This window comes from Arthrobacter sp. Y-9 (genome assembly GCF_029690065.1).
Taxonomy (GTDB): domain Bacteria; phylum Actinomycetota; class Actinomycetes; order Actinomycetales; family Micrococcaceae; genus Arthrobacter_E.
Map to the genome: position 1 here is coordinate 313,582 of NZ_CP121463.1, position 16,943 is coordinate 330,524.

The following is a 16,943-nucleotide window of genomic DNA, read 5'->3' on the forward strand; positions in this document are numbered from 1 at the left end:
GTCGAAGTGCGGGTGAGGGCACGCGAGTCCAGGTACAAGCGCGCGGAGAGCCGGCCGCGGGCAAGTGGGGGAGGGGTTCAGTGCTCGTGCAAAACGCGTGGCCCGAGGGCCAGGCCATCGGACGCCTACAGCGCGTGGGGCGGGCGGACCGAGCCGGCCGTGACCGCCTCGGCGGGATCCGATCCCAGCTGGATGATGCGGTTGGCGCCATCGACGTGGACCACGCTCGGGACGAAGGACTTCGCCTCTTCGGTGGTCATCTGTCCGTAGCTCATGAGGATGACCGTGTCGCCTACGTGGACGAGATGAGCTGCCGCGCCGTTGATGCCGATCACGCCGGAACCACGTTCACCCGCGATGGTGTAGGTCTCCAGGCGGGAGCCGTTCGTGACGTCCACGATCGAGACGAGTTCGCCCGGCAGGATGTCCGAGGCTTCCAGGAGGTCGAGGTCCACCGTCACCGACCCCACGTAGTGGAGATCGGCGTGGGTCACCGTGGCACGGTGGATCTTGGACTTGAACATGGTGCGCAGCATAGCGACTCAAGTCTACGCCGCTCGGCCCGGCGTCAGTCCTGCCCGATCGCCCGCCTCAGCCAGGCGGCGTCGCGCGCCAGGGCCGCGGGCGAATCCTCCGGCACGAATTCGAACATGACGTCCACCGGCCTGTCCGCTCGGCGCAGCACCTCGGCGGCGCCGAGCCACAGGTCCTCCCGGGCCTCGAGCGGCAGCCGGGCGTCGAAGGGCCACCAGGAGAAACAGTGCACCCCGGCCAGTCGGGGCAGCAGCGCTTCGAGATGGCGCAGCGCGTCCTCGGTGGGCTGATCCACATTCGGCTGCCAGGAGACACCGACGTTCGCCCGGTCCACGTCCTCCAGCAACCCCAGCGTGCTCTCCAGGGTGTCCGTGAGGGTGCTGCGGTGATACTCCAGGGCGAGCTCGACGCCGGCCTCCGCTGCGGCGTCGGCGGCAACCTGGAGTTCCTGGGTCACCCGCGTCCGGTGCGCCGAGTCCGACGCATCGGTGCCGAGGGTGCCCGCCCAGACGCGGACCCGGGGTGCGCCCAGCGCCAGGGCCGTGTCGAGGACGGGGCGGAAGTCGTCGTCGTGCGACTCGGCCCGGAAGTAGGAGCCCAGCGAGAGGGCGCGCAGGCCCGCGGCGTCGGTGAGGCGCCGGACCTCGCGCGCGGTGGCCGGGTCCGGGCAGTGCACATCGGACCCCCACTCGACCCCGGCGAGACCGGCGCCCGTCGCGGCGGCGAGGACGCCGGGGACGTCGAGGTTCCGGAAGGTCACGGAGCAGAGTCCCAGGGTGAGGTCGGGCATGAGGCCAGCCTAGGCGGACCCTCGGAGGTCCGGGCCCAGATGACCGCAGATGCACACGGGCGGGCCTCCCCGGCGCGGGCAACCGCCGCCCGACGCGGGCGGAACGCCCGCCGTACCTACGCTGCGGCATCCGACGCGACTCCTAGGCGGCCGTGTCGGGCTACCGCCCCGCGCGGGCTACCTGCGCATTACCTGCGGGCCTCCGGGCCGGCCGCGACGCGGGGGTCGGAGGTCTGCCCGTCCGAGTCCCCGCCGCCACTCGCCCGATGTGCCGCCGCGGCCTCGGTAATGCGCACCGCCATCCCCTTGAAGATCACGCCGTGGAACGGCAGGACCGCCAGCCAGTACAGCCGGCCGGGCAGACCGTGCGGCAGGAAGATCGCACGCTGGTGGTACTCGGTGACACCGTCGGACTGCTCGATGGACAGCTCCAGCCACGCCCTCCCGGGCACCTTCATCTCGGCGCGGAGCCGGAGCAGGTGGCCGGGGTCGAGGGCCTCCACGCGCCACCAGTCCAGCACGTCGCCGAGATGGAGCAGTCGTGGATCGCGGCGGCCACGACGCAGGCCGACGCCGCCGGCCAGTTTGTCGATCCAGCCGCGCACCGACCAGGCGAGCGGGAACGAATACCAGCCGTTCTCGCCGCCGATGCCCTGGATGACGTCCCACAATTCCTCGGGTGAGGCGTCAGTCTTCTGGACCCGCGTGTCCGTGAACACGGTGCCGCCGGTCCAGTCGGGGTCGCTCGGCAGCGGGTCGGAGGGCGTCTGCACCGCGCTCGATCCGGCCCAGGTGGTCTCCACTTCGCCGCGTTCGATCTTGACGAGCGCCAGTTCGACGGCCCGCCGGTAATCGGTCAGCCCGCCGGGCGGTGGAGCGATGTGCTGGTCGATGGAGTGCTCGCGCACGACGCAGTCGTTCTGCAGCGATTCGACCAGCGGCACCGCGAGGGACCGCGGGATGGGCGTCACGAGATTCACCCACTGCGCGGCCAGCCAGGGGGTGAGCACCGGCAGGGGCAGGATGACGGGCGGCCGCAGCCCGGCGGCCCGGGCGTAGTCCTTCATCATGTCCGCGTAGGTGAGGACGCTCGGTCCGCCGATGTCGAACGTCGTGTTCACCTCGGGCGGCAGATCGGCGGCCTCCTCGAGGTAGTAGAGGGCGTCCCGGACGGCGATCGGCTGGACCCGGTTCAGGACCCATCGTGGCGCGGGCATGACCGGCAGGACGTCCGTCAGGTGCCGGATCATCTCGAAACTCGCCGATCCGGAGCCGATCACCAGGCCGGCCTGGAGCACAGCGGTCGGGACGCCGGACGCGAGGAGGATGCGCCCGACGTCGCGCCGGGACTGCAGATGACGGCTCAGATTGGTCCCGGGGTTGAGGCCGCTGAGGTAGACGATGCGCCCGACGCCGGCGCGCTGGGCGCCCTGCGCGACGGTCTGCGCGCCCACGCGCTCCCGTTCCGCGAAGCGCTCATGGGATCCGCCGCCCATCGAGTGCACCAAGTAGTAGAGGACGTCGGCGCCCTGGCAGAGGGCGTCCATCGCGTCAGCGTCCTCGAGGCTTCCCGGCACGACCTCGACGTCGTGCCGCCAGGGAACGTCCCGGAGCTTCTCCGGAGTGCGGGCCAGCACGCGGACCCGATGCCCCGCCTCGACGAGCCGGGGGACGAGCCGTCCGCCCAGGTAACCGGTGGCGCCCGCGACGGCGATCGTCCGGCGCGCGCTGTTCCCGTGGTCTTCAGTGGGCATCGGACTCCTCCTGTCTGGACACACTTCGTTTACTAGACGATCATATTTGTAGATGATCGAGCGATTCAAGAGGTGATGCCATGACCGGGAGGCCGGAAGTCTCCATCGTCTGGTTCCGTGACGACCTGCGCACGGCGGACCACCCCGCCCTGCGCGCCGCCCTCGACGCCGGGCCGGCGATCGCGCTGTACGTGCTGGACGAGCAGTCGCCCGGCGTGCGGCCTCTCGGGGGCGCCGCGCGCTGGTGGCTCCATCACGCCCTCGCCGACCTGCGGGAGCGGCTCGCCGAGCTCAACGTGCCGCTGGTGATCCGCCGTGGGCCGGCCGCTTCGGTGGTGCCGGATGTCGCATCGCGCGCGGGCGCCGGCGCTGTCTTCTGGAACCGTCGTTACGGCGCTCCCGAGCGGCGGGCCGACCAGGCGGTCAAGGCCCTCCTGGCGGCGGCTGGCCGCACGGGGAAGAGCTTCCAGGCCACGCTGCTGCATGAACCCTGGCGCATCACCACGCAACAGGGCAATCCATACCGCGTGTTCACTCCCTTCTGGAAGACGCTGAGCGCCCACGATTTCCGGCCGCCGCTGGCCACCCCGGAACCGCAGGGCGCCGGGAGCCTTGCCGTGCCGGACGGACTGGAATTGGAGGACCTGGAGCTTCTGCCCAGTCACCCGGACTGGTCGGGGCCGCTGTCCGAGGCCTGGACACCCAGCGAGCAGGCCGGGCAGGAGGTGCTCGCGGACTTCCTGGATGAGCGCCTGGCCGACTATCGCGAGGCCCGGGAGCGGCCCGGCGTCGACGGCTCCAGCCGGCTTTCCCCTTATCTGCGCTGGGGGCACGTGAGCCCCTTCCAGGTGTGGGCCGGCCTGGCGCCCTTGCGCCGGGAGGCGCCCGAGAGCTCCGCGACGTTCGCCTCTGAACTGGGGTGGCGGGAGTTCGCGTGGCATCAGCTCTATCACCATCCACGGCTGGCGACGGTGAACCTCCGCCCCGAGTTCGACCGGCATCCCTGGTGGCTCCCGGGCGAGGAGGGGGCCGACGGCGGATCCGGGGGCGGGGACATGACCGCTCTGCTGCACGCCTGGCAGCGGGGGACCACGGGCATCCCTCTCGTGGACGCGGGCCAACGCCAGCTGTGGAACACCGGATGGATGCACAACCGGGTGCGGATGGTCAGCGCGAGCTTCCTGGTGAAGAACCTCGGCATCCACTGGCGGCTCGGGGAGGAGTGGTTCTGGGACACCCTGGTGGACGCGGATGCGGCCGCCAATCCGTTCAACTGGCAATGGGCTGCCGGGAGCGGTGCGGATGCCGCCCCGTTCTTCCGGATCTTCAATCCGCAGACCCAGGCGAAGACCCACGACCCGGACGGCCGGTACCTCGCCGAGTGGATCCCGGAGCTGAACACGCCGGAGTACCCCGAACCGTGCGTGGACCTCGCGGAATCCCGGAAGGACGCCCTGGATCGTCTCAAGATCATGTCCGAATCCGGGGTGCACCAGGCTCAGACGGCGGGGAGATCCTAAGATGTATCGCATGCATCCGGAAGACGGCGCCTTCGGCGCGGAATCGACACCAGAGCGTGAACGCCTCGCCGCCACGCCCGGATTCGAGGTGCTCTTCCTCCTGCAGAAGTTCACCACGGAGGCGGAGCGTTACTCCGAAGTGGTCCGGCGCCACCACGGCCTGGCCCGTAACGACATCCATGCGATCAACGCCGTCGTGGAGGCCGATCGGACCGGCGCGACCGTCACGCCCCGCGACCTCCGCAGGCTTCTGATCCTCAGCTCGGCAGCCATGACGTCCGTGCTCGACCGCCTCGAGGCGTCGGGGCATCTGCAACGGCATCCGAGCCCGGTGGACCGGCGCCAGCTGGTGCTCAGCTCCACCCCGAGCGCCCGCGCGACGGGCCGCGAGATGTTCGACCCCATGGTCGAGCACATGATGCCCGTGCTCGGCGAATACTCGGAGGAGCAGATCGCCCTGTTCGAAGAGATGATCATGAAGCTCACCGACGCCATCGCGGCCGCTCGCGAGGAAGTCCAGGCGGCCGAGGGGTGACCGACGGCGCGCGCCTTCCGCTCGACCCGCAGGTGGCCGGGATCCTCGCCTCCGACCGGTACGCCCGGCGCTCCGCGGAACTCGGGCGCGATCTCGCCGGGTTCACCGACGGGCTCCGCTCCGAGGACGCCGCGCAGCGGCTCGCGGCGGTCAAGGCGCTGAACGCCCTGGCCAGAGCGGAACTGAGCTGGCTGGCCTTGCCGGTCCGGGAGCACTTCCTCGCGGACGGCACGCGCGCCGCGCTCCGCGCCGCACTCCAGGCGGCCACGGCGGACGACGACGGCGGCAAGACCGTGGCGCTGCTGCTGAACACGGTGCGTCACGCGGCGGAGCGCTACGTCACCCATCCGATGTGGGCGCCGGTCAGCTCCCCGGACGAGGTTCACACCTGGCGGAACTGGGTGGGGTCCTGGGCCGGGGAGTACGCGGAGGAATCCGCTCCGGCGGTGAAGGTCGAGGCGGCGTGCTTGCTGGCCTTTTGCGGCGATCCGCGGGCGTGGGAGGTCTTCCAGGCGGTGGTTCCCCGCCGCAGCGCCGCCCTGAGCCAGCTGGAGCTGGCGGTGCTGCAATATCCGGGAAGCATCTCGCCCTCGGTGGCGAGGGAACTGCTGGACCTCGCCGAGCGCACGGCCGCAGCCCATTCGCGGCAGCGTTTCGTCGCGGACGGGATCCGTGAGGCCCTGGCCGGGGTGGGGGAGGGCTAGTCGCAGAAGGCCGTCCTTCACCGTGCATCCCACGGCGAGAGACGGCCTTCTGCACTTCCCGGGGCGCGGGCTCCGAGGGTCCCGTCTGTCAGCGCCCCGGGTCCGTCAGCGCCCCGGGTCCGTCGGCGTCCCGTCTCCGTCAGCGCAGCGCGAAGATGGTGCGGTGCCAGTCCTTCTCCACGACGCCGCCCAGTTCGAACATCACGTGCTTGACCTGGGTGTACTCCTCGAAGGAGTAGGCGGACATGTCCTTGCCGAAGCCGGACTGCTTGAAGCCGCCGTGGGGCATCTCGGAGATGATCGGGATGTGGTCGTTGACCCACACGCATCCGGCCTTGATCTCGCGGGTCGCGCGGAGGGCGCGCTGGATGTTCGAGGTCCAGGCGGAGGCGGCCAGGCCGTAGACGGTGTCGTTGGCGAGGGCGATGGCCTCGTCGTCGTCATCGAAGGGCAGCACCACCAGCACGGGGCCGAACACCTCGTTCTTGACGATCTCGGAATCCGGGGCGGCATCCACGATCAGGGTGGGGCGGTAGAACGCGCCATCGCCCAGCCCGTCCTCGGTGGGGACGTATCCGCCGGCCACCACCCGGGCGTAGCCGCGCGCCCGCTCGACCATGCCGGCCACGTGGTCCCGGTGGCGGAAGGAGGACAGCGAACCGATGTCCGCGCCGTCGTTGTCCGGGGCGCCCAGGACGATGCCGTCGAACCGCGCGGCGAGCTTGTCCACGAACTCCTGGTAGACGCTGCGGTGCACCAGCGCGCGGGTGGCCGCCGTGCAGTCCTGGCCCGAGTTGATCAGGGAGCCCGCGACGGCGCCGTGCACCGCGGCGTCGATGTCGGCGTCGTCGAACACGACGAAGGGCGCCTTGCCGCCCAGCTCCAGGTGCACGCGCTTGGCGTTCACCGCGGCGGCCTCGAGGACCGTGCGGCCCACGGCCGTGGACCCGGTGAAGGAGACCATGTCCACCTGAGGATGACGCATGAGCGCGGCGCCGATGGTGCTGCCGCTGCCGACCAGGACGTTCACGACGCCGTCCGGCAGGCCCGCCTCGGTCAGCGCCTCGGCGAACATCACCGACGTCAGGGGCGTGATCTCCGCCGGCTTGAGGATGATGGTGTTGCCCGCGGCGATGGCGGGGAGGATCTTCCACGCGGCCATCTGGAGCGGGTAGTTCCACGGAGCGATGGACCCGATGACGCCGATGGCCTCGCGGCGGATGGCCGAGGTGTGGTCGGCCGAGTACTCCGCCATGGCCTTGCCCTCGAGGTTCCGAGCGGCGCCGGCGAAGAAGTCGACGTTGTCGATGGTGCCCGGGATGTCGAACTCGCGGCACAGGCGCAGCGGCTTGCCCGTCTGGGAGCTCTCCGCCTGGGCGAACTCCTCGGCCCGGGCCTCCAGGATGCGGGCGAAGCGCTGCAGGATCGCGGAGCGCTCGCCGGGGGTGGTGCGGGACCACGCCGGGAACGCGGCGCGGGCGGCGGCGACGGCGGCCTCCAGGTCACGCAGACCCGCGAGGGTGACGGTGGCGGTGACCTCACCCGTGGCCGGGTTGATCACGTCCTGGGTGGCTCCGGAGGCGCCGGTGACGGCCTTGCCGTTGATGAACTGGTGCATGGTGCGCCCTTCTCTGACAGTGAGTGCTCAGCCGTGGTGGATCGCCTCCGAACCCGCCACGGCTGAGCACTCAGGTGGCAGAGAGGTCGCTTTCGCGCTCAGCGCTGTCCAGGATGGCGGCGAGGCCGGCCTGGAACGTGCTGAGGGAGTCGAGCCCTTGCAGGGCCCGGTGATGCTTTTCGAGCAGCGGGTGCCCGGACAGGTGGGAGAACACCCGCGGGTTGAGCCACGGGTCGTGCCCCTGGGAATCGGGAAGCCGCTGGATCTCCAGGGCGATCCCGGCGCCGAGGGCCAGCGTGTAGCTTTCGAGGGCCGCGTAGTAGTGCACCACGCGCTCCTCGGGGAGCTTCGCGTCCGTGAGGCACTGCAGCACGAACTCGATGGCTTTCAGCTCGCCGGGACCGTAGGTGTCCGTGGCGAAGGATTCGCTGCCCAGGGAGGGGTACTGCATGAAGACCCTGAGCAGTTCGTCCAGATAAGCCTCGAGCCGGGCCCTCCAGCCGTGCTGCCGGCCCGCGGCCAGCGTGCGTTCCACGGAGAGGGCGAAGAGCCGGTCCAGAGCCGCGCGAATGATGGCGTCCCGATTGCGGAAATGCCGGTACACCGCGGTGGCGTCCACTCCGAGTTCCTCGCCCAGGCGGCGGAACGTCAAGCGCTCGCCAGGTTCCTGTCCGGCGATTTTCAGGACTGCATCGATGATGGTTTCCGGGTCAAGCCGTGCGCGGCGATCACTGGGCTGCGCGGCCTGCGCCATCTATCCACCCCGCTTCCATGCCTCGGTTTCTGGAACCCCACGGTACACGATGCCGAGGTCGGCACGTCAAGGGAGTCAGCCTCGATGTCATTAACGATGTCAACGCTGTTGACTTAACTGTGACCCGCATCATAGTGTCAGGTCCAATCCAGCCCCGCACACAGATTCGAGGAGCTCATGGCAGTTGCGCAGACCATCCTGGAGAACGGATGGGTCTACACCGGCAGGGACGACGTCCCCCGCCGTGCGGACCTGGCGATCGGCGACGGAAAGATCCTGGCGGTGGGCACCGCCGAAGAGCTGGCGCCGCTGGCCGACGGCGCCACCGAGCGGCTCGACGTCGCGGGCAGGCTGATCGTGCCCGGCTTCCAGGACTCCCACATGCACCCGGTCTTCGCCGGGGTGGAACTGCTGCAATGTGACCTCACGGAGGTCGAGAGCGCCGACGACGCCGTGGACACCGTCCGCCGCTACGCCGAGGAGCACCCGGACGAGCCGTGGATCCTCGGCGCCGGCTGGTCCATGGAGCACTTCCCGGGCGGCACTCCCACCCGCCAGCTCCTCGACGCCGTGGTCCCGGACCGCCCCGTCTTCCTCCAGAACCGCGACCACCACGGCGCCTGGGTCAACACCAAAGCCCTGGAGCTCGCGGGCATCGACGCCACCACCCCGGACCCGGAGAGCGGACGCTTCGAGCGGGAAGCGGACGGCACCCCCGCCGGGACGGTGCACGAGGGCGCCATGGACCTCTTCGCCTCCGCCCGCCCCGGCACCTCGGAGGAACTCGCCTACGCCGGGCTCCTCAAGGCCCAGGAACTCCTGCTCTCCCAGGGCATCACCGCCTGGCAGGACGCCTGGGTGGCCATCCCCGAGGACGGCAGCGTGGACCTCCTCCGGGTCTACCTGCGGGCCGCGCAGGCCGGGGACCTCAAGGTCCGCGTCCGCATCTGCCAGTGGTGGGACCGCACCGCCGGGGACGCCCAGCTGGAACCCATCCTGGCCCGGCGCGAAGAGGTGGCCCAGGCGGTCGCCCCGGAACGCCTCACCGCGAGCACGGTGAAGATCATGGTGGACGGCGTCGCCGAGAACTTCACCGCCGCCATGCACGAGCCGTACCGCGACCATCACGGGCACCACACGGACAACCGGGGCATCGAATTCTTCGACCCGGAGGAGATGAAGGGCTTCGTCACCGCCCTGGACGCCGCCGGCATGCAGCTCCACTTCCACGCGCTGGGTGACCGTGCCGTCACCGACGCCCTCGACGCGCTGGAACAGGCCCGCGCCGCGAACGGCGTCACCGACGGCCGCCACCACCTCGCCCACCTGCAGCTGGTCCGGGCCGAGGACACGCCGCGCTTCGCCGAGCTCGGAGCCGCCGCGAACATGCAGGCGCTCTGGGCCTGCCACGAGGAGCAGATGGACGAGCTCACGCTGCCGTTCCTGGAGCCCGACGCCGAGGAGCGCCACTACCCCTTCGGCGAACTCGCCGCCCACGGGACGCGGCTCGCGGCCGGCAGCGACTGGCCCGTCTCCACCGCGGACCCTCTCGCCGCCATGCACGTGGCCGTCAACCGGACCTCGCCCGGCGAGACCGGCAAGCCCCTCGGCCCCGACCACCAGAAGCTGAGCCTTCAGCAGATCCTGAACGCGTACACGCAGGGCACGGCGTGGATCAACCATCTCGACCACCTGACGGGCACGCTGGAGGAAGGACGGCTGGCGGACTTCGTGGTCCTGGACCGCGACGTCTTCCAGCTCCCGGCGGAGCAGATCCACACCGTCCGGGTCGAGGAGACCTGGATCGACGGAACCCGCGTCTACTGCAGGACCGCCCAGGAGGAGGAAGCATGAGGAAGACCCTGCGCGGCGCCGCGCCACAGGGACGCCGCGTGAGCGCGCTCCGGCGGCTGTGGGAGCGGTTCGGCGCGCCGTCGTCGTCCGCTGAACGCCCGACGACGGCGGCCCGCGGCAAGGCGGCCATCACCCTCGCGGTGGTCGGCGGCCTGGTCCTGAGCGGCTGTGCGGCCCGGCCCGGCGCCACGGGCGGTTCCGGCGAAGCGAAGTTCACCCTGAGCCAGGGATCCCCGGCGCCGACCAAGGAGATCGACGGCTTCTCCTGGGCCATGTACGCCGAGCCGTTCTCCCTGGACTACGCCTACGCGTTCGACTACCCGGACAACACCGTCCTGTCCAACGTCTGCGAGTCCCTGTTCCGCTGGAACAAGGACCTCACCGTGTCACCCGGCCTGGCCACCAAGGTGGACAACCCGGACCCGCTGCACTGGGTCTACACCATCCGGCAGGGCGTGAAGTTCCACGACGGGACCATCATGACGGCCGACGATGTGGTGGCGTCCCTCCGCCGGCACCTCGATGAGAAGGTCGGGTCCTTCTGGGCGTCGGCGTTCCAGAACGTGGCGAGCATCGACAAGACGGCGGCGGACCAGGTGACCATCACCATGGCCAAGCCGGACTACACCCTGAACGCGGCGCTGGTCGGGTCGCCCGGCGTCGTCGAGTCCGCCAAGACCCTTGCCAAGGACGGCAAGGACTACGGCAACTCCACGAAGGGCGTGAACTGCACCGGTCCCTTCTCCTTCGTCAGCTGGGAGGCGGGGGAGAGCATCACCCTCAAGCGCTTCGACGACTACTGGGACCCGTCCCTGAAGGCGAAGTCGAAGCAGGTGACGTTCAAGATGCTGACGGACGCCAACTCGCGCATCAACGCCCTCCAGACCGGCGAGATCGACGGGGCCTTCATGATCCCGTCCAACGCCATGGACATCCTCAAGGCCAACACGGACGCGGGGAACCTCTACTTCGGCGCGGACAGCACGGTCCAGAGCCTCGTCTTCACGGACCTGGCCGGGACCTTCAAGGACGTGAGGGTCCGCAAAGCCCTCATGATGGCCATCAACCGGCCCTCCCTCATCAAGGCGGCCGAACAGGGCTACGCCCGGCCGACCGACGCCCTCACCACGCGCAATGTGTGGAATGCGGCGAAGCCGGCGACGGTGGACAAGGCCTTCGGTGACCTGGAGCCGCTGAAGTACGATCTGGCCGAGGCGAAGAAGCTCGTCAAGGAGGCCGGTGCCACCGGCAAGAAGGTGGTGTTCTCCACGGCCTCGCTGAGCGCGGCCTTCGACATCGAGACCCGGGCCATCGCGTCCGCGGCGAAGGAGATCGGGCTCAACCCCGAGATCCGGACGATGTCCAACGACAAATACACGACCCTGTTCTCCGATCCGGAGGCCCGCAAAGGCACGGACCTGGTGCTGACCTCCTGGTATCTCTCCAGCACCGAACCGCTCGAGATGTACAGCGTGCTGCGGGAGGGGGACTTCAGCAACTACGGCGGCTGGGTCAACAAGCAGTACGACAAGCTCGTCAACCAGGCGATCGGGACCAAGGACCCGGACCAGCGCGCGAAGTTCACCGGGCAGGCGGCGAAGATCGCCAGCGACGAGGTGGTCTGGGGCCCGCTGTACGAGACGGTCACGTCCATGTGGCTGGGCAAGCGCATCACCGGGGCTGACCCGTCCATCAACTACATGTACTTCCCGTGGGCTGCCAAGATCGGAGGCCGTTGACCATGACTGCTGTTGACGTGAAACCCTCGTCCGACTCCCCAGGGCCCGGCGGCTCCGGCGCGTCCGGCGGCACGGACGGCCCCGGCCTGCCGGGCGCCGCCGGCAGGGCCCGCAAACGCAAGGGCGGCTCCCGCCTGCGGTTCGTGCTCGTGAAGATCGGCACGCTGCTGCTGACCTTGTTCGTGGCCTCGCTCGCGGTGTTCTTCTCCCGCTTCCTGGTCCCCGGCGACCCGGCCCGCTTCCTGCTGCGCGGCCGCAGTCCCAAGCCGGAGGCGCTCGCGGAGATCACCCGCCAGTACGGCCTCGACAAGCCGCCGTGGGAGCAGTACGTGAACTGGCTCGGCGGCATCCTGCACGGGGACTGGGGCAGGTCCCTGACCTACCGGCAGGATGTCTCTGAAGTCCTCCTCAACCGTCTCCCCACCACGCTGCAGCTCGTGGCGCTGGCCGCGGTCTTCATCACGATCCTGGGCCTGCTGGCCGGGATCATCGCCAGCCTCAACAAGGGGTTCGGCGACAAGTTCATCCTGATCTCCCTCACCGCGGCCGGTGCGGTCCCGCCCTTCGTGGCGGCCATCGGCCTGGTGGCGGTGTTCTCGGTCAATCTCGGCTGGTTCCCCTCCTTCGGCAGCGGTGACGGCTTCTGGGACCGGATCTGGCATCTCACCCTGCCGGCTCTGGCCCTCGGCGTCACGTACATCGCCTTCGTGGCCCGGGTGACGCGTTCCTCCATGAACGAGCAGCTCATCCGGGAACACGTCGAGGTGGCCACGAGCCGCGGCCTGACGCGCCCCACGGTGGTCCTGCGCCACGTGCTGCGGAACGCCCTCGGCCCGATCCTCACGGTGAGCGGCGTCCTGATCGCGGGCCTCCTGGTCTCCAGCGCCATCATCGAGCAGACCTTCGGCCTCACCGGGATCGGCCAGCTCCTGGTCCAGTCCATCGACCGGCTGGACTTCGGCGTGGTGCAGGCGATCGTCATGGTGGTGGTCACGGCGTTCGTCGTGGTCAACACCGTCGTGGACCTGGTCCAGCCCCTCATCGACCCTCGTATCGCCGCCGGATCGGAGACCCGATGACCCTCTCAATGACGCTCCCGCAGACAGGGTTCCGGCGCTACACCTCCGCCCTGTCCCTCACGGCCTGGATCGCCGTGATCGTCACGGCCGTGGTGGTCGTGGTGTCCGTCCTGGCCCCGACGCTCGCGCCGTACGACCCGGACTACGTCGACCTCGATAACGTGCTCGCCGGACCCAGCGCCCAGCACCTCCTCGGGACCGACGCCCTGGGCCGTGACCTGCTCAGCCGTCTCATGTTCGGCGGCCGGACCTCGCTGCTCGGCCCCACGCTCGTGGTGCTCGGCTCCACGGTCCTCGGCCTGCTGCTCGGCCTGGCCGCCGGCTGGTCCGACGGCTGGCCCGGCAAGATCCTGGGCCGCGTGTTCGACATCCTTTTCGCCTTCCCGGCCCTGCTGGTGTCGATGCTCGCCGTGGCCCTGTTCGGCAAGGGTCTCGTGGCGCCCATCATCGCCATGACCATCGCCTACGTCCCCTATGTGGCGCGTCTGACGCAGGGCCTCGTGGCTTCGGAACGGTCCCGCCCCTACGTCCAGGCGTACCGGGTGCTCGGCTTCCGGACGCCGTGGGTGGTCCTGGGCCGGGTGCTGCCGAACCTGATCCCCACCGTGGGAGCCCAGTCGGCGCTGAACTTCGGCTACGTCCTGGCGGACCTCGCGGCCCTGTCCTTCATCGGCCTCGGCGTCCAGCCGCCCACGAGCGACTGGGGCGCCATGATCGAGGAGTCCCGTGGGGCTCTGCTGGGCGGCTACATCCTGCCGGCGTTCTGGCCGGCGCTCGTGGTGGTCGTCGTCGTGGTCGCCGTGAATGTCATCGGCGAGGAGATCTCGGATCGGATCGGAGGCAAGCTCTCATGAGTCACTTGCTGGAAGTACAGGATTTCACCCTCGGTTTCGCGGGACGCGACCCGCTGCTGGACGGCGTCTCCCTCCACGTCGACGACGGCGAGGCCGTGGCGCTCGTGGGCGAGTCCGGTTCGGGGAAGTCGCTGACCACGCGAGCTGCCCTGGGACTCCTCCCGGAGCGCGCCCAGCACTCCGGTCTGGTGTCCGTCCGGGGCCTCGACACCCTCACGGCGGGCCGCCAGCAGCTCCTGGACCTGCGCCGCCAGCGGGCGTCCATGATCTTCCAGGACCCCCGCGCGGGCATCAACCCGGTGCGCACCGTGGGTGACTTCTTGACGGAGACCCTGGTCCGCTGGCGCGGCCTCTCTCGCGCCGAGGCCACCGAACGGGCCGTGACCCAGCTGGAACAGGTCGGCCTGCGCCGCGCCAAGGACCTGGTGAACCAGTACCCGCATCAGCTGTCCGGCGGCATGCTGCAGCGCGTCATGATCGCGGCCGCGCTCCTGGACTCCCCGGAGCTGCTGCTGTGCGACGAGCCCACCACGGCGCTCGACGTCACCACGCAGGCCGGGATCGTCCGGCTTCTGAGGGACGAGCAGCAGGCCCGCGGCATGGGCATGCTCTTCATCACCCACGACCTCAATCTCGCCGCGAGCCTGTGCGAGCGCGTCTACGTGCTCCGCCGCGGCAAGGTGGTGGAGCACGGCCGGACCCGGGACGTGTTCGTGAGCCCGCAACAGGACTACACCCGGGAGCTCGTGGGAGCCACCCCCACGATCGACCTGGACCGCGTCCCGGCGCCGCCCACCCCGTCGGCGGAGGCGCCGCTGCTGGAGGTCTCCGGCCTGAGCAAGCGGTACGAGCTCGCCCACGGCGAGGTCATCACGGCCCTCGACGACGCCGCCTTCACCCTGCCGCGCGGCGGTTCGCTCGGCGTCGTGGGCGAGTCCGGCTCGGGCAAGTCGACGCTGGCCCGTCTGGTCGTCGCGCTGGAGACTCCGAGCGACGGCGAGCTCCACCTGGACGGGACGGAGCGCCCGGCCCGCCCCCTGAAGGCGTCCGAACGCAAGCTCCTGGCCAAGGATGTGCAGATCGTCTTCCAGGATCCGTACCTGTCCCTGGACCCGCGGATCCCAGTCGGTCACGCCGTGGCGGACGTGTTCCGCCTGCACCGCAAGCAGTCCCGCAAGGCCGCCGCGGACAGCGCCCGCGAGCTGCTGGAACGGGTGGGCATCGGTCCGGAGCGGTTCGGCTCCAAGCCACGGGCGCTCTCCGGCGGCCAGCGCCAGCGGGTCGCGCTCGCCAAGGCCCTCGCCGCGCAGCCCCGGCTCCTGGTCCTCGACGAAGCCACGAGCGCCCTGGACGTCTCCGTGCAGGCCCAGGTGCTCTCGTTGGTCGAGGAACTCCGGGACCAGCTCGGCCTGACCATCCTCTTCGTCACCCACGACCTCGCCGTGGTGTCCCGGATCTGCTCCCAGGTCCTCGTGATGCACCAGGGCCGGATCGTGGAGCAGGGCCCCACCGCCGAGGTGCTGGCGGCTCCCGCGGACGACTACACCCGGAACCTCCTCGGCTCCCGGCCCCGGCCCCTCTGGGATGCCGAGCCGGCGGCCCTCTGAGGCCGCCACCCTCCGCTTCCACCCCTGACGCCTCTGCCGCCTCGGCGCTCAAGCGTTCTTCACCACACAGCTTCATCCACCGCACCCTCAAACAGGAGAAACTCCCGTGCATACCACCGTTTTCGAACGGAACGTCCCCCAGCCCGCCGTCGTCGCGCGTTCTCTGGAAGGGGCGGTTCACCGGCCGTTCTGGATCGACGACCTGGGTCCGGACGTGACCCGATACCCGCAGCTGGAAGGCGACGCGAGCGCCGCCCTGGTGATCGTGGGCGGCGGCTACACGGGCCTGTGGACCGCGCTGCGGGCCAAGGAACGGGAACCGGAGCGCAGCGTCATCCTGCTCGAGGGCGAGCGGATCGGCTGGGCGGCCTCCGGCCGTAACGGCGGCTTCTGCGAGGCCAGCCTGACCCACGGCTACGAGAACGGCAAGAGCCGCTGGCCGCAGGAGATCGAGACCCTCGAACGGCTAGGTCTGGAGAACCTCGAGCGCATGCAGGAGGCGATCGAGCGCTACGGCATGGACTGCGAATGGGAGCGGACCGGCGAGCTGAACGTCGCCGTCGAACCTCATCAGCTGGAGTGGCTCGCGGAGGAGAGTGGCGGCCACGTCCTGGACCGGGAGGCCACGCAGGCCGAGGTCAATTCGCCGACGTTCCTCGGCTCGGTCTGGCTCAAGGACTCCGTGGCCATGGTGCACCCGTACAAGCTCGCCACCGAGCTCGCCCGGGTGGCCACCGAGCTGGGTGTGACGATCCATGAGGGCACCCGCGTGCGGGAGCTGGTGGACGTCGACGGCGGCGTGGACGTCGTGACGAACCGGGGCACCGTGCGCGCCGGGCAGGTCGTGCTGGGGACCAACGTGTTCCCGTCGCTGCTCAAGCGCAACGCGCTCATGACGGTGCCGGTCTACGACTACGCCCTCATGACGGAGCCCCTGAGCCAGGAACAGCTCGAGGCCATCGGCTGGACGAACCGGCAGGGCATCGGGGACATGGCCAACCAGTTCCACTACTACCGGATCACCCAGGACAACCGGATCCTGTTCGGCGGCTACGACGCGCTGTATTTCTGGGGCCGCCGCGTGGACGAGGGGCACGAGTACCAGCCGGAGACGTGGGTGCGGCTCGCCTCGCACTTCTTCACCACGTTCCCCCAGCTGGAGGGCCTGAAGTTCACGCACAAGTGGGCCGGACCCATCGACTCCAGCACCCAGTTCTGCGCGTTCTTCGGCACGGCGCGGAAGGACCGGGTGGCCTACGCCGCCGGGTTCACCGGCCTGGGCGTGGGCGCCACCGCCTTCGCCGCCGATGTCCTGCTGGATCTGCTGAGCGGCGCGGACACGGAACGGACCCGCGTGGAGATGGTCCGCAAGCGGCCACTGCCGTTCCCTCCGGAGCCGTTCGCCTCGGTGGGGATCAATCTCACCCGGTGGTCGATGGACCGCGCCGACCACAACAAGGGCAAGCGCAACTTCATCCTCAAGGCCCTCGACGCCGTCGGGCTGGGCTTCGACTCCTGAGCGCGCCGTCCGGGCCTCAGCCGTTCTGTGCGTCGGCTTTTGGCGCCCTGTTTCACTGTGCGCGGGGATATTGACCCGCACA

General features: G+C 70.0%; 14 protein-coding genes. 9 read left to right on the forward strand and 5 right to left on the reverse strand.

The features are described from left to right. Positions 1–125: 125 nt before the first annotated feature. From panD to P9849_RS01380, 3 genes are all read right to left on the reverse strand, one after another. The gene (panD, locus tag P9849_RS01370) at positions 126–536 is read right to left on the reverse strand and encodes an aspartate 1-decarboxylase (protein WP_278267956.1); all 411 of its coding nucleotides are present in this window, start codon (positions 534–536) and stop codon (positions 126–128) included. A gap of 32 nt (positions 537–568) precedes the next feature. Continuing rightward, a complete protein-coding gene (locus P9849_RS01375; protein ID WP_278267957.1) occupies positions 569–1,324 on the reverse strand; it encodes a TIM barrel protein in 756 nt (251 codons plus the stop codon). Between the two features lie 188 nt (positions 1,325–1,512). After that, a complete protein-coding gene (locus P9849_RS01380; RefSeq protein WP_278267958.1) occupies positions 1,513–3,078 on the reverse strand; it encodes an SDR family oxidoreductase in 1,566 nt (521 codons plus the stop codon). A gap of 80 nt (positions 3,079–3,158) precedes the next feature. On the opposite strand from P9849_RS01380, the gene P9849_RS01385 reads away from it, so the two are divergent. The 3 genes from P9849_RS01385 to P9849_RS01395 are packed head-to-tail and all read left to right on the forward strand — an operon-like array spanning position 3,159 to position 5,837. Further along, entirely contained in the window at positions 3,159–4,598 is a 1,440-nt protein-coding gene (locus P9849_RS01385; protein ID WP_278267959.1) for a deoxyribodipyrimidine photo-lyase, read from the forward strand. Positions 4,599–4,608: 10 nt separating this feature from the next. After that, positions 4,609–5,133 carry a MarR family transcriptional regulator gene (locus P9849_RS01390; RefSeq protein WP_278267960.1) on the forward strand — a complete coding sequence of 175 codons (525 nt, stop codon included), beginning with the start codon at positions 4,609–4,611 and terminating at the stop codon, positions 5,131–5,133. After that, entirely contained in the window at positions 5,130–5,837 is a 708-nt protein-coding gene (locus P9849_RS01395) for a hypothetical protein (protein ID WP_278267961.1), read from the forward strand. Before P9849_RS01390 ends, P9849_RS01395 begins: the two co-directional genes overlap by 4 nt. Positions 5,838–5,976: 139 nt before the next feature. On the opposite strand, the gene P9849_RS01400 is transcribed toward P9849_RS01395, so the two are convergent. Next, on the reverse strand, positions 5,977–7,455 hold the full coding sequence (locus P9849_RS01400) for a gamma-aminobutyraldehyde dehydrogenase (protein ID WP_278267962.1): 1,479 nt from the start codon (positions 7,453–7,455) through the stop codon (positions 5,977–5,979). 70 nt (positions 7,456–7,525) lie between these two features. Beyond that, positions 7,526–8,209, reverse strand: a complete 684-nt coding sequence (locus P9849_RS01405) for a TetR/AcrR family transcriptional regulator (RefSeq protein ID WP_278267963.1) — start codon at positions 8,207–8,209, stop codon at positions 7,526–7,528. Between the two features lie 177 nt (positions 8,210–8,386). Between P9849_RS01405 and P9849_RS01410 the strand changes: the two genes are divergently transcribed. The 6 genes from P9849_RS01410 to P9849_RS01435 all read left to right on the forward strand — a co-directional run bounded on the left by P9849_RS01410 (position 8,387) and on the right by P9849_RS01435 (position 16,861). Then, positions 8,387–10,063, forward strand: coding sequence for an amidohydrolase (locus tag P9849_RS01410; RefSeq protein ID WP_278267964.1), 1,677 nt, complete (start codon positions 8,387–8,389; stop codon positions 10,061–10,063). Continuing rightward, the gene (locus P9849_RS01415; RefSeq protein ID WP_278267965.1) at positions 10,060–11,802 is read left to right on the forward strand and encodes an ABC transporter substrate-binding protein; all 1,743 of its coding nucleotides are present in this window, start codon (positions 10,060–10,062) and stop codon (positions 11,800–11,802) included. Before P9849_RS01410 ends, P9849_RS01415 begins: the two co-directional genes overlap by 4 nt. A gap of 2 nt (positions 11,803–11,804) precedes the next feature. After that, entirely contained in the window at positions 11,805–12,881 is a 1,077-nt protein-coding gene (locus P9849_RS01420) for an ABC transporter permease (RefSeq protein WP_278267966.1), read from the forward strand. After that, entirely contained in the window at positions 12,878–13,735 is an 858-nt protein-coding gene (locus P9849_RS01425) for an ABC transporter permease (protein ID WP_278267967.1), read from the forward strand. The genes P9849_RS01420 and P9849_RS01425 overlap by 4 nt, the downstream gene beginning before the upstream one ends. Then, a complete protein-coding gene (locus tag P9849_RS01430) occupies positions 13,732–15,342 on the forward strand; it encodes an ABC transporter ATP-binding protein (protein WP_278267968.1) in 1,611 nt (536 codons plus the stop codon). Before P9849_RS01425 ends, P9849_RS01430 begins: the two co-directional genes overlap by 4 nt. 106 nt (positions 15,343–15,448) lie before the next feature. Then, entirely contained in the window at positions 15,449–16,861 is a 1,413-nt protein-coding gene (locus P9849_RS01435) for an FAD-dependent oxidoreductase (RefSeq protein WP_278267969.1), read from the forward strand. Positions 16,862–16,943 lie beyond the last annotated feature (82 nt).

Bases quoted from the DNA above. Each gene is read 5' to 3' on its own strand.
- P9849_RS01380 (WP_278267958.1), bottom strand. From the start codon at position 3,078: ATGCCCACTGAAGACCACGGGAACAGCGCGCGCCGGACGATCGCCGTC.
- P9849_RS01420 (WP_278267966.1), top strand. From the start codon at position 11,805: ATGACTGCTGTTGACGTGAAACCCTCGTCCGACTCCCCAGGGCCCGGC.
- P9849_RS01405 (WP_278267963.1), bottom strand. From the start codon at position 8,209: ATGGCGCAGGCCGCGCAGCCCAGTGATCGCCGCGCACGGCTTGACCCG.
- P9849_RS01385 (WP_278267959.1), top strand. From the start codon at position 3,159: ATGACCGGGAGGCCGGAAGTCTCCATCGTCTGGTTCCGTGACGACCTG.
- P9849_RS01415 (WP_278267965.1), top strand. From the start codon at position 10,060: ATGAGGAAGACCCTGCGCGGCGCCGCGCCACAGGGACGCCGCGTGAGC.
- P9849_RS01430 (WP_278267968.1), top strand. From the start codon at position 13,732: ATGAGTCACTTGCTGGAAGTACAGGATTTCACCCTCGGTTTCGCGGGA.
- P9849_RS01425 (WP_278267967.1), top strand. From the start codon at position 12,878: ATGACCCTCTCAATGACGCTCCCGCAGACAGGGTTCCGGCGCTACACC.
- P9849_RS01375 (WP_278267957.1), bottom strand. From the start codon at position 1,324: ATGCCCGACCTCACCCTGGGACTCTGCTCCGTGACCTTCCGGAACCTC.
- P9849_RS01400 (WP_278267962.1), bottom strand. From the start codon at position 7,455: ATGCACCAGTTCATCAACGGCAAGGCCGTCACCGGCGCCTCCGGAGCC.
- P9849_RS01390 (WP_278267960.1), top strand. From the start codon at position 4,609: ATGCATCCGGAAGACGGCGCCTTCGGCGCGGAATCGACACCAGAGCGT.
- P9849_RS01410 (WP_278267964.1), top strand. From the start codon at position 8,387: ATGGCAGTTGCGCAGACCATCCTGGAGAACGGATGGGTCTACACCGGC.
- panD (WP_278267956.1), bottom strand. From the start codon at position 536: ATGCTGCGCACCATGTTCAAGTCCAAGATCCACCGTGCCACGGTGACC.